General features: G+C 74.1%; 11 protein-coding genes. 3 read left to right on the top strand and 8 right to left on the bottom strand.

Translation table 11 applies throughout. The features are described from left to right. Positions 1-272 precede the first annotated feature (272 nt). Positions 273-1,013, bottom strand: a complete 741-nt coding sequence (locus EBO36_RS06550; RefSeq protein WP_122823900.1) for an MBL fold metallo-hydrolase — start codon at positions 1,011-1,013, stop codon at positions 273-275. Between the two features lie 119 nt (positions 1,014-1,132). Next, positions 1,133-1,435: a helix-turn-helix transcriptional regulator gene (locus EBO36_RS06545; RefSeq protein WP_122823899.1), complete on the bottom strand. Its 303-nt coding sequence runs from the start codon at positions 1,433-1,435 to the stop codon at positions 1,133-1,135. Between the two features lie 68 nt (positions 1,436-1,503). Between EBO36_RS06545 and map the strand changes: the two genes are divergently transcribed. Continuing rightward, positions 1,504-2,274, top strand: a complete 771-nt coding sequence (gene map / locus EBO36_RS06540; protein WP_122823898.1) for a type I methionyl aminopeptidase — start codon at positions 1,504-1,506, stop codon at positions 2,272-2,274. A gap of 94 nt (positions 2,275-2,368) precedes the next feature. Here the strand turns inward: map and EBO36_RS15680 are convergent, their stop codons facing one another. From EBO36_RS15680 to EBO36_RS06510, 6 genes are all read right to left on the bottom strand, one after another. After that, positions 2,369-3,139, bottom strand: a complete 771-nt coding sequence (locus EBO36_RS15680; RefSeq protein ID WP_244925381.1) for a pseudouridine synthase — start codon at positions 3,137-3,139, stop codon at positions 2,369-2,371. 542 nt (positions 3,140-3,681) lie between these two features. Further along, entirely contained in the window at positions 3,682-4,290 is a 609-nt protein-coding gene (gene scpB, locus EBO36_RS06530; RefSeq protein ID WP_122823896.1) for an SMC-Scp complex subunit ScpB, read from the bottom strand. Further along, positions 4,287-5,294 carry a segregation and condensation protein A gene (locus EBO36_RS06525; RefSeq protein WP_122823895.1) on the bottom strand — a complete coding sequence of 336 codons (1,008 nt, stop codon included), beginning with the start codon at positions 5,292-5,294 and terminating at the stop codon, positions 4,287-4,289. Before EBO36_RS06525 ends, scpB begins: the two co-directional genes overlap by 4 nt. Then, positions 5,236-6,114 (bottom strand): ParA family protein, encoded by an 879-nt coding sequence (locus EBO36_RS06520; protein WP_465253911.1) that lies wholly within the window; start codon positions 6,112-6,114, stop codon positions 5,236-5,238. The genes EBO36_RS06525 and EBO36_RS06520 overlap by 59 nt, the downstream gene beginning before the upstream one ends. Before the next feature lie 115 nt (positions 6,115-6,229). Then, positions 6,230-7,207: a site-specific tyrosine recombinase XerD gene (gene xerD / locus EBO36_RS06515; RefSeq protein WP_122823894.1), complete on the bottom strand. Its 978-nt coding sequence runs from the start codon at positions 7,205-7,207 to the stop codon at positions 6,230-6,232. A 5-nt stretch (positions 7,208-7,212) separates the two neighbouring features. Further along, positions 7,213-8,139: a heme o synthase gene (locus EBO36_RS06510; protein ID WP_122825497.1), complete on the bottom strand. Its 927-nt coding sequence runs from the start codon at positions 8,137-8,139 to the stop codon at positions 7,213-7,215. 371 nt (positions 8,140-8,510) lie between these two features. Here EBO36_RS06510 and tkt point away from each other — a divergent pair, with 371 nt between their 5' ends. Continuing rightward, a complete protein-coding gene (gene tkt / locus EBO36_RS06505) occupies positions 8,511-10,679 on the top strand; it encodes a transketolase (RefSeq protein ID WP_244925379.1) in 2,169 nt (722 codons plus the stop codon). Between the two features lie 50 nt (positions 10,680-10,729). Continuing rightward, the gene (tal, locus tag EBO36_RS06500; RefSeq protein WP_122825496.1) at positions 10,730-11,902 is read left to right on the top strand and encodes a transaldolase; all 1,173 of its coding nucleotides are present in this window, start codon (positions 10,730-10,732) and stop codon (positions 11,900-11,902) included. The last annotated feature ends 16 nt before the right edge of the window (positions 11,903-11,918 follow it).

Raw genomic sequence — 11,918 nt, 5'->3', positions numbered from 1 at the left:
GCAGAAACGCTGACGGCTCGCGCCGAGTTCGCTGATCCATGCCGAGTTCGCTGTTTCATGCCGAGTTCGCTAGTCCCACCTAGCGAACGGCACTAACTGGCGAACTCGGTGCGAAGTATCGAACTCACGGCGCCGCATGCCTCAGCGTTTCTGCAAGATCACGAGGAGAGGGGCCGAGATCACGAGGAGTGGGGTTGAGATCACGAGGAGTGGCGCCGAGATCACGAGCGGCGGGGCGTCGGCACCCGCGCGCTCGGCGAGCGGAGGCGCCCTCAGGACGCCCCGCGCTGCTGGGCGATCGTCACCGCCGCGCGGGCGCCGTCGTGCCAGGTGTCGCCGTGCCCCGGGATGAGGACGCTAGCGCCGGTGTCGGCGATGCGCTCGAGCGAGGCGAGCGCCTCGACGCTGTCCGCCGTCGCCGCCCCGGACACGATCTGCGGGCCCGAGTGACCGGTGTACGGGTCCAGGGTGACGAGGGCGTCGCCGGTGATGACGACGTCGCGGTCAGGCAGGTGCAGAGCACAGTGGCCGAACGTGTGCCCGGGCGTGAAGACGACGGTCGGCCGGCCGGGCACGTCGACGGTCTGGCCGTCGACGAAGGGTTCGATGCCGCGCACGCCCTTGACCCACAGCGCACCGGCGGCGGTCATCCGGGCGAGCACCGGGATGGCCGCGGGGTAGCGCAGTGGGTAGATCCCTCGGGCGCGCTCGTGGACGTAGCGGTACGGGTGCGCGGCGAGGAACGCCTCCTCGTCGTGCGCCCACACGGGGACGGCAAGCTCGCGCTGCAGCCTCCCGGCGACGCCGACGTGGTCGAAGTGGGCGTGCGTGAGCAGCAGCGCCTGGACGTCGCGCGGGCGGTAGCCCAGCTCCCGGATGGTGCGGCCGAGCGGGTTCCACACGCCCGGCAGGCCGGCGTCGACGATGGTGAGGCCGTCGTCGTCCTCGACGAGGACGACGTTGACGTGCGCGTGCTCGAGGCGGTGGACGCCCTCCGCGACAGTCGTGAGCATGGGCTCCTCCAGGTGTCGTGGCCGGTTCCGTCACGCTAACGGGAGGGGCGCTGGCACGCGCGAGATGGACGACGGCGGCACCTGCGCGCGCGAACGGCACCCCGACGTCGGCGGGGGCGCTAGGACGCCCACCGCTCCGCCGCGCCGGTCCTGGCGCCGGCCGCTGCGGCGTCGCGCTCGGGCTGGTTGACCTCGGCCCACAGCGCGTCGAGGGAGAGGCCCAGGACGTCGGCGATCGCCGCGATGGTGGGGAACGATGGCGTCGCGACGCGGCCCGACTCGATCTTGCGGAGCGTCTCGGGCGAGACCCGGGCCTCGAGGGCCGTGTCGAGCATGGAGCGCTCGCCGCGGGCGCGGCGCAGGGCGGCCCCGAGGCGTTGACCGCGGGCGACCTCGGCGGGCGTGAGCGGCAGCCTGACCATGACGCCGACTCTAGTCCGGGATAACATGGCCGGGATAGTTATTGGCTCCGGCGAGAAGGGCGCGCCACATGATCGAGATCCTCAGTCCCGCGGAAGTGGGGCGAGCCCGCGAGACGGGAGCCCTGGTCGCCGAGATCCTGCAGACGATGAAGGCCCGTGCCGCCGTCGGCACCAACCTCCTCGACATCGACCGGTGGACCAAGGCCATGATCGAGCAGGCGGGCGCGGTGTCCTGCTACGTCGACTACGCGCCGTCCTTCGGGCGCGGGCCGTTCGGCCACTACATCTGCACGTCGGTCAACGACGCCGTGCTCCACGGCCTGCCCCACGACTACGCCCTCGCCGACGGCGATGTCCTCACCCTCGACCTCGCGGTCGCGCTCAACGGCGTCGCCGCGGACTCCGCGATCACCTTCGTCGTCGGGGAGTCGCGGTCGCCGGGGGTCGTCGGGATGATCAACTCCACGGAGCGCGCCCTCGCCGCCGGCATCGCCGCCGCCCGTCCCGGCGCACGCGTGGGCGACCTCTCCCACGCCATCGGCAGCGTGCTCCGCGCGGCGGGGTACCGGATCAACACGGTCTTCGGCGGGCACGGGATCGGCTCGAGCATGCACCAGGAGCCGTCGGTGCCCAACGACGGCCGGCCCGGCCGCGGCTACCCGCTGCGCCCCGGGCTGCTGCTCGCGCTGGAGCCGTGGGTCATGGCCGACACCGCGGAGCTCGTCACCGACCCCGACGGCTGGACGCTGCGCAGCGCGACCGGCGCGCTCACCGCGCACAGCGAGCACACCATCGCCATCACCGACGACGGCGCGGAGATCCTCACCCTGCCCCGGTAGGCCGCGCCCTGCGGAGACGCCGGCCCGCGGCCGCCGCCCCCTCTCGCGATCAGCGTCTCTGCACGATCACGAGAGGGGGTGGGGCGCGGTTCGGCTAGAGACCGACCGACGACATGAGCGTGCCGAGCTCCGTGCCGCTGATGACGCGGATACGCCCCGGCTTGACGTTGCCCAGCCGGATCGGCCCGAAGCGCGTGCGCACGAGGCGGTGGACCGGGTGGCCGACCTCCTCGAGCATCCGCCGGACGACCCGGTTGCGCCCCGAGTGCAGGACGAGCTCGACGACGGACGCGTTCGGCGTCGTCTCGAGCACCGCCACCTTGTCGACCGTCGCGGTGCCGTCCTCGAGCTCGACGCCCTCGCGCAGCTGGCGCAGGGTGGCCGGGGTGAGCCGGCCCTCGACGGTGGCGACGTACGTCTTCGGCACCTCGTAGGACGGGTGTGCCAGGCGGTGCGCCAGCTCGCCGTCGTTGGTGAGGAGCAGCAGCCCCTCGGAGTCCTCGTCGAGGCGCCCGACGTGGAAGAGGCGCTCGGGACGGTCGGCGACGAACTCGGCGACCGTGGGGCGGCCCTGGGGGTCGCTCATCGTCGCGACGACGCCGGCCGGCTTGTGCAGGGCGACGGTGAGCAGGCTCGTGTCGAGCTGGACCCGCAGCCCGTCTACGTGGATGACGGCCTTGACCGGGTCGACGCGGATGCCGAGCTCGCGCACGATCTCCCCGTCGACACTCACGCGTCCGGTGTCGATGAGCTCCTCGCACGCCCGGCGCGAGCCGAGGCCGGCGCTGGCGAGCACCTTCTGCAGGCGCACGCCGTCGGGGTCGTGGACGTCCCGCGCGGGCTTCGTGGCCCGGCGCGGGGTCACGCGGTCGGTCTCGTCGAACGATCCGCTGAGCGCACCGGCCGGCGGGACCCGACGCTCGACGGCACCCTGCGGGGCGCCACCGCGCGGCGCAGCGCCGCGGGGACCTCCGCCGCGGGGGCCGGGGCCACCACGGCCACCAGCGCTACGCCCGGCACCGCCCGCGCCTCCACGCCCGGCACCGCCACCGGCGCCAGCTCCACCGCGACCGGCGCCACTGGCGCCTCCGCGCGGCGCGCCGCCGGAGCCGCCCCGGCCCCCGCCGCTCGCGCCCCAGCTCTCGCCGCCGCCGCGGCTCGCGCCCGAGCCGTCGCCCGAGCCGCGGCGCCCGCCGGTGCGGCCGGCGTCACGCCCGCCGGCGCCACCACGACCCCCGGCACCGCCACGGCCGGCGCCCCCGGCGCCACCACGGCCACCGGAACCGCCGGCTCCACCGCGGGAGCCGGCTCCGCCCCGGGAACCCGCGCCGCCGCGCGAACCCGCGCCCGACCCGCCCGGGCCGCCTCGGCCTCCGCCGCGCGAACCGCGGCCTCCGTTGTTACCAGTCATCGCAAATCACCTTCCAGATCACCAAGCGCCTCGAGGTCGGGCAGATACGGGGCCAGCGGCGGTAGATCCGCCAGCGACGTCAGGCCCATCCGTTCGAGGAAGTAGCTGGTGGTGCGGTAGAGCACCGCACCTCCGTCGTCGTCGTGGCCCGCCTCTGCGACGAGACCACGGGCTAGCAGCGTACGCACCACACCGTCGACGTTGACGCCACGGATGGCCGCGATGCGTCCGCGGGAGATCGGCTGGCGGTAGGCGACGACGGCGAGCGTCTCGAGCGAGGCCTGCGTCAGCCGGGCCGTCTGGCCGTCGACGACGAAGCGCCCGACGACGTCGGCGTACCGGGGCGCGGAGTAGATGCGCCACCCGCCGGCGACCTCGCGCAGCTCGAACCCGCGCGGCCGCCCGCCGCGCTCCCCCGCGTACTCCGCGGCGAGCTCGGTGAGCAGCTCGGTCACCTGGCCGGTCGGCAGGCCGAGCACCGAGGCGAGGTCGCCCGCGGGCACCGGCTCGTCGACCACCATGAGCACCGCCTCGAGCGCCCCGAGGTGCTCGTGCGGCAGGGCGTCGTCGGGCACGGCCTCGTACTGCGGCGTGCTCTCGCTCATCCCGTCACCTCCTCGTCCTCGTCCGGCCCAGCGCCGTCGTCCGTGTCATCGTCTGCGCCGTCGTCCTCCGCGTCGTCGTACTCGTCGACGACGGCGATCTCGCCCACCTCGGGGCCCGACCACCGGATCGTCAGCTCGCCGAGCGGCTGGGCCTGGTCGAAGGCGACGGACCCGTCACGGAACAGCTCGAGCAGCGCGAGGAACCGCGAGACGACGACGGCGGTCGACGCCGCGTCCTCTGTCAGGGTACGGAAGCTCGCGCTGCGCAGTCGCCGGAGCCGGTCGACGAGGATCGCGGCCTGCTCCGCCACGGGCACGACCGGCGCGTGCATGTGCATGAGCTCGACCTGCGGCGGCCCGGGCTTGGGCGCGAACGCCGCGGCGGCCAGCTCGGCCAGGCGCTCCGGCCCGATGGAGATGACGAGCTCCGGCAGCAGCGCTGCGAACTGCGGCTCGAGGGCGACGCTGCGCGGGAACGACCGTGCGTTGCGCGCCCAGCGCTCACCGACGTGCGCGGCGACGTCCTTGAACGCCCGGTACTGCAGGAGCCGCGCGAAGAGCAGGTCCCGCGCCTCGAGGAGCTCGAGGTCCTCGTCGTCCTCGACGGCGCCGCGCGGCAGCAGGCGCGCCGCCTTGAGGTCGAGCAGGGTCGCGGCGACGAGGAGGAACTCGCTCGCCTGGCCGAGGTCCCACTCGGTCTGGCCGCCGAGGTGGGCGATGAACTCGTCGGTCACCTGCGCCAGCGCGACCTCGGTGATGTCGAGGCGGTGCTTGGCGATGAGGGAGAGGAGCAGGTCGAAGGGGCCCTCGAAGTTCGACAGGCGGACCGCGAACACCGGTCGCGCACCCGGCGCGCCCGGCGCAGCCGCCGAACCCGGCGCGCTGGCCGTCGAGCCGGGCTGCGCCGTCAGGCCCGGCGCAGCGGCCGTCGGCCCGGGAGATCCGTCAGGCGACGTCGCCACGCGCAACGAGCTCTCTCGCCAGGCGCCGGTACGCCTCGGCACCGGAGTGGCTCGGCGCGTAGCTCGTGATGGGCTCGGTGGCGACGGAGGCGTCGGGGAACTTCACGGTGCGCGAGATCACCGTGTCGAAGACCTTGGCGCCGAAGCCCTCGCGCACCCGGGCGAGGACCTCGCGCGAGTGCAGCGTCCGGCCGTCGTACATCGTCGCGAGGATGCCGTCGAGGACCAGGCGCGGGTTGAGCCGGTCGCACACCTTCTCGATGGTCTCCATGAGCAGCGCGACACCGCGCAGGGCGAAGAACTCCGCCTCGAGCGGGATGATCACGCCGTGGGCGGCGCTCAGCGCGTTGACCGTGAGCAGCCCGAGCGAGGGCTGGCAGTCGATGAGGATGACGTCGTAGGAGTCGACGACGGGGCGCAGCACCCGGGCGAGCGCCTGCTCGCGGGCCACCTCGTTGACGAGCTGGACCTCCGCGGCGGACAGGTCGATGTTCGCGGGGACGACGTGGAGCCCGGGGACCGAGGTCTCCTCGATGATCTCCCGCACGTCCGAGCGCGGCTGCATGATGAGCGTGTAGATGGTGCGGTCGAGCTCGTTGGCGTTGATGCCGAGCCCGGCGGACGCGGCGCCCTGCGGGTCGAAGTCGACGAGGAGCACCCGGCGGCCGTACTCGGCGAGCGCGGCGCCCAGGTTGATGGTCGTCGTCGTCTTGCCGACGCCGCCCTTCTGGTTCGCCATGGCGATGATCCGGGCCGGCCCGTGCGAGGTCAGGGGCGGAGGGACGGGGAAGTCGACGGGCGCACTGCTGCCCGCGGGACCGTCGGCCGAGATGAGGGTCGGCTGTGCCACGTCGTCGCTCACGTCGCCCACGGTAGTTGGGCGGAGGGCTAACTCCAACGCCACGCGCCGCCGACCTCCGTAGGTGATCCGGGTCACCGCCCCTGTCGGGCGGTCCCGGGGCGCCCGCGAAGGCCCGTCAGCCCCGCGCGCGCGGGTGCGCTGCGGCGTAGACCTCCCGCATCGTCTGGGCGGTCACCTGCGTGTAGATCTGCGTCGTGGTCACCGACGCGTGCCCGAGCAGCTCCTGCACCACGCGGACGTCGGCGCCGCCGGCGAGCAGGTGCGTGGCGAAGGAGTGCCGCAGGGTGTGCGGCGAGACGTGCCCCTGCAGGCCCGCCCGCTCCGCCGCGGCGCGCAGCACCGCCCACGCGCTCTGCCGGCTCAGCGGGTTGCCGCGGGTGTTGAGGAACAGCACGGCGTTGCCCCGCCCGCTGCGGGCGAGCTCGGGCCGCGCCCGCACGAGGTAGGCGTCGAGGGCCTCGACGGCGTACCGCCCCACGGGGACCAGCCGCTCGCGCCGGCCCTTGCCGAACAGGCGCACGGCCGCCGCCTCGCGGGCGAGGTCGACGTCGTCGACCGCCAGGCCCACCGCCTCGCTGATCCGCGCGCCGGTGCCGTAGAGGAACTCCAGCAGGGCGCGGTCGCGCAGCGGCACCGGCCCCTCCCCCACGGACGCCGCCTCGAGCAGCCGCTCGGCGTCGTCCGTGCTCAGCGCCGTCGGCAGGCGCTTGGCGGTGGCCGGCGGCCGCACGTGCGAGGTGGGGTCGTCCACGGCGCGGCCCTCGAGGACGGCGAACCGGTGCCAGCCCCGGATGGCGACCACGGCCCGGCCGGCGGACGACGCCGCGAGGGCCTGGCCGCCGTCGTCCCCGCCCCGCACGGCCTCCACGTAGGCGGTGACGTCGTCCTCGACGACGTCCTCCAGGGCGGTGCGCCCGCGCTCGCCGAGGAAGCCGGCGTAGCGGGTGAGGTCGCGCCGGTAGGCGGCGACGGTGTGCTCGCTGAGGCCCCGCTCGATGCCGAGGTGGGCGAGGTACTCGTCCAGGGCCCGGCCCAGACCGGCGGCGAGCGGCGCGCGACCGTGCGTCGTCGCACCCCGGTCCGTCGCCGTCATCGCGCCTACAGCGGCAGGAAGGGGTCGACCGCCACGGCGACGAACAGCACCGTGAGGTAGGTGATGGAGTAGTGGAAGACCTTCATCGCCGCGAGCTTGCCGCGCTCGGGGTGCCGGGCCCGGCGGAGCAGCTGGACGCACATCCCGACGAACCAGGCGCCGACGGCGACGGCGACGGCGGCGTAGACCCACGTCATGTGCGCCACGGGGACGAGGAGCAGCGAGCACGCGACCATCGCGACGGCGTAGGCGGTGATCTGCCCGGCGACCTTGGCGTCGGAGGAGACCACCGGCAGCATCGGCACGTCGGCGCGGGCGTAGTCCTTCTTGAACCGCATGGACAGCGGCCAGTAGTGCGGCGGCGTCCAGAAGAAGACGATCCCGAAGAGGACGAGCGGCGCCCAGCCCACCGTGCCGGTGACCGCGGACCAGCCGATGAGGACCGGCATGCAGCCGGCGGCCCCGCCCCAGACGATGTTCTGCGACGTGCGCCGCTTGAGGAGCATCGTGTAGCCGACGACGTAGAGGGCGATCGCCCCCAGCGCCAGCCACGCCGAGACGGGGTTGACGACGACGGCGAACCACGCGACGGCGAACGCGCCGAGGACGAAGGCGAAGACCAGCGCCTCGCGGGGGCTGACGACGCCGGTGACGAGCGGGCGCTGCTTCGTCCGGTTCATCAGCTTGTCGATGTCCCGGTCGAGGTACATGTTGAACGTGTTCGCCGACCCGGCCGCGGCGGCGCCGCCGAGGAGGGTGGCGCAGAGCAGGCCGAGGCCCGGCCAGCCGTCCGCCGCGAGGATCATCGTGGGGATCGTCGTGATGAGCAGCAGCTCGATGATGCGGGGCTTGGTGAGGGCGACGTAGGCCCGCACCTTGGTGCCCGGCCCTGTGGCACCGCGCGTCGCCGCCGGCCCGGGGTCGGACCGCAGGCTCGACCGGCCGCCATCCGTCGCCGGGTCCGCAGCACCGCCACGGTCGTCCGTGGGGCGCTCCGCAGGTTCGGCTCTACGCACGCGTCCGATCGCTCCACATCTGCCGGCCGGCGAAAAGGGGGACCCACCGGGGGGCCCGGGGTCCGGCCCATCCTACGTCCGAGTCTCGGGATGGACAGGCCGCCCCCCGCCGAAGTGGGGCAATCTCACACCACCGGACCAGCGCTTCTGCCAGGGTAGCCAGGCCCGCAGTGTGGGCCTTCGCGCCCGGGCAGCGCGCCCTACGGGACACTAGGGTCGGAGATGGGGCGGCGCGCGTCACAAGGGCGCGCGAAGTGTCTGAGCCCGCCCGTCGAGGAGGAGAGATAGTGAACGCGAACCCCGCCGAGTGGAGCGACCTGGACCGCCGCGCTGTGGACACGGCGCGCGTGCTCGCCGCCGACGCCGTGGAGAAGGTCGGCAACGGCCACCCCGGCACCGCCATGAGCCTCGCCCCGGCCGCGTACCTGCTCTACCAGCGGGTCATGCGCCACGACCCGGCCGACCCGCTGTGGCTCGGACGTGACCGGTTCGTCCTCTCGGCCGGCCACACCGCGCTCACCCAGTACGTCCAGCTCTACTTCGCCGGCTACGGCCTCGAGCTGTCCGACCTCCAGGCCCTGCGCACCTGGGGCTCCCTCACCCCCGGCCACCCCGAGTACCGCCACACCGACGGCGTCGAGGTGACCACCGGCCCGCTCGGCCAGGGCCTGGCCAACGCCGTCGGCATGGCCATGGCGAGCCGTCGCGAGCGCGGCCTGCTGGACCCCGACGCGGCGCCCGGCGCGAGCCCCTTCGACCACACCATCTACGTCATCGCCTCCGACGGCGACCTCCAGGAGGGCGTCACCTCCGAGGCCAGCTCCCTCGCCGGGCTCCAGCAGCTGGGCAACCTCGTCGTCATCTGGGACGACAACCGGATCTCCATCGAGGACGACACGACGATCGCCTTCGGTGAGGACGTCCTCGCCCGGTACGCCGCCTACGGCTGGCACACCTCGCGCGTCGACTTCACCCAGGGTGGCACCGGCTACACCGAGGACGTCGACGCCCTCTCCGCCGCCCTCGACGAGGCCCGCGCGGAGACCGGCCGCCCGTCGATCATCGCCCTGCGCACCATCATCGGCTGGCCCTCCCCCAAGAAGCAGAACACCGGCGCCATCCACGGCTCCGCCCTCGGCGCCGACGAGGTCCGCGCCCTCAAGGACCACCTCGGCTTCAACCCCGACGCCACCTTCGAGGTGGCCGACGACGTCCTCGCCCACGTGCGCAGCGTCCGCGACCGCGGGGCCGCCGCCCGCGACGAGTGGACCAAGGCCTACACCGCGTGGCGCGAGGCCAACCCGGAGCGCGCCGCCCTCCTCGACCGGCTCGCCGAGCGCCGCCTGCCCGAGGGCTGGACCTCGGCGCTGCCGACGTTCCCCGAGGACAAGGCCGTCTCCACCCGCAAGGCCTCCGGGGAGGTGCTCAGCGCCCTCGCCGGGACGCTGCCCGAGCTGTGGGGCGGCTCCGCGGACCTCGCGGGCTCGAACAACACGACGATGAAGGGCGAGCCGTCCTTCCTCCCCGAGGAGCGGTCCTCGGAGATGTTCCCGGGCCACCGCTACGGGCGGACGCTGCACTTCGGCATCCGCGAGCACGCCATGGGCTCGATCCTCAACGGCATCGCCATCCACGGGCTCACGCGCCCCTACGGCGGCACGTTCCTCACGTTCAGCGACTACATGCGCCCGCCGGTACGCCTCGCCGCCCTCATGGGCATCCCGTCCACCTTCGTGTGGACGCACGACTCCATCGGCCTCGGCGAGGACGGCCCCACGCACCAGCCGGTCGAGCACCTCGCCGCGCTGCGCGCCATCCCGGGCCTCGACGTCGTCCGCCCCGCCGACGCCGCCGAGACGGTCGTCGCGTGGCGGACCATCCTCGAGCAGACCGAGCGCCCCGCCGGCCTCATCCTCACCCGCCAGGACGTGCCCAACCCGGCACGCGGGACGGGCGCGGCCGACGGCACCGCCCTGGCCAACGCGGACGGCGCCGCCCGTGGCGCCTACGTCCTCGCCGAGGCAAGCACCGGCAGCCCGGACGTCCTCCTCGTCGCCACCGGCTCCGAGGTCCAGATCGCGCTCGACGCCCGGGAGCGCCTCGAGGCCGACGGCGTCCCCACCCGCGTCATCTCCATGCCGTGCCGCGAGTGGTTCGACGCGCAGGACGACGAGTACCGCGACGCGGTCCTGCCGCCCACGGTCAAGGCCCGCGTGTCCATCGAGGCCGCCATCGCCCAGGGCTGGCACGAGATCGTCGGCGACGCCGGCCGCTGCGTCAGCCTCGAGCACTTCGGCGCCTCGGCTGCCTACCAGCGCCTCTACGAGGAGTTCGGCATCACCGCCGAGGCCACGGTCGCCAAGGCCCGCGAGTCCCTCGCGGCGGCCCGCGGCGACGCCGACCCGGGCTCCGGCGCCGAGGCCTCCCCCGGCGGTACGGGAGACCTGCCCAAGTGACGACGCCGGCGAGTGGCGGCGACGAGCCCACGACGGGCGTCGAGCCCGCGGTGCCCGCGACGGTTCCCGAGACCGCGACGGGTACCGCGGGCACGGACCGGCTCGGCGCGCTCAGCGCGCACGGGGTCGCGATCTGGCTCGACGACCTCTCCCGTGAGCGGCTCGGCAGCACCGGGCCCTCCGGGCTGCGCGCCCTGGTGCGCGACGACCACGTCGTCGGCGTGACGACCAACCCGTCGATCTTCGCCGCCGCCCTCGCCGACGACCCCTCCTACGACGACGACCTGCGCGCCCTCGCGGCGTCCGGGGCGAGCGTCGACGAGGCCGTCACCGCCATCACCACGAGCGACGTCCGCCAGGCGTGCGACCTGCTCGCCGACGTCTACGCCGCCACCGACGGGCGGGACGGGCGCGTGTCCCTCGAGGTGGACCCGCGCCTGGCGCACGACACCGACGCCACACTCACCCAGGCCCGGCTGCTGTGGTCCACGGTGGACCGGCCCAACCTCATGGTGAAGATCCCGGCCACGGCCGCGGGGCTGCAGGCGATCACCCAGGCCACGGCCGAGGGGATCAGCGTCAACGTCACCCTGATCTTCGCCCTCGACCGGTACCGCGCGGTCGCCGGCGCCTACCTCGACGGCCTCGACCACGCGCTGCGCGCCGGGATCGACCTGTCCACCATCCGCTCGGTCGCCTCGTTCTTCGTCTCGCGGGTGGACACCGCCGTCGACGAGGCGCTCGACGGGATCGGCACGCCCGAGGCGGCGGCGCTGCGGGGGCGGGTCGCCCTGGCGAACGCCCGCCTCGCCCACCACGCCTACGAGGAGATCTTCTCCACCCCGCACTGGGAGGAGCTCAGCGGGGCGGGCGCCCACCCGCAGCGGCCCCTGTGGGCGTCCACCGGCGTCAAGGACCCCACCTACCCCGACACCCTGTACGTCGACGGGCTCGTCACCGACGGTGTCGTCACCACGGTGCCCGAGGTGACGCTGCGTGCCGTCGCCGACCACGGGCACATCACCGGGGACACCGTCCGCGGCACCCACGAGGCGTCCCGCGAGGTGCTCGACGACCTCGAGCGTCTCGGCGTGTCCTACGACGGCGTGATGACCCGGCTCGAGGCCGAGGGCGTCGCCAAGTTCGAGGCGAGCTGGGACGCGCTCACCGAGCGCGTCGCCGCCGGCCTCCACCAGTACCGCAGCAACGAGGGAGCACTGTGAACCACGAGAACGTCAA

Origin of the sequence: Georgenia faecalis, assembly GCF_003710105.1 — a bacterium.
GTDB lineage: Bacteria > Actinomycetota > Actinomycetes > Actinomycetales > Actinomycetaceae > Georgenia_A > Georgenia_A faecalis.
Note: the sequence above shows the minus strand (reverse complement) of the source record. Positions and strands in the feature narration are given on the sequence as shown.

Coding starts and splice junctions, on each gene's coding strand:
- EBO36_RS06550 (WP_122823900.1), bottom strand. CDS start 1,013: ATGCTCACGACTGTCGCGGAGGGCGTCCACCGCCTCGAGCACGCGCAC.
- EBO36_RS06545 (WP_122823899.1), bottom strand. CDS start 1,435: ATGGTCAGGCTGCCGCTCACGCCCGCCGAGGTCGCCCGCGGTCAACGC.
- map (WP_122823898.1), top strand. CDS start 1,504: ATGATCGAGATCCTCAGTCCCGCGGAAGTGGGGCGAGCCCGCGAGACG.
- scpB (WP_122823896.1), bottom strand. CDS start 4,290: ATGAGCGAGAGCACGCCGCAGTACGAGGCCGTGCCCGACGACGCCCTG.
- xerD (WP_122823894.1), bottom strand. CDS start 7,207: ATGACGGCGACGGACCGGGGTGCGACGACGCACGGTCGCGCGCCGCTC.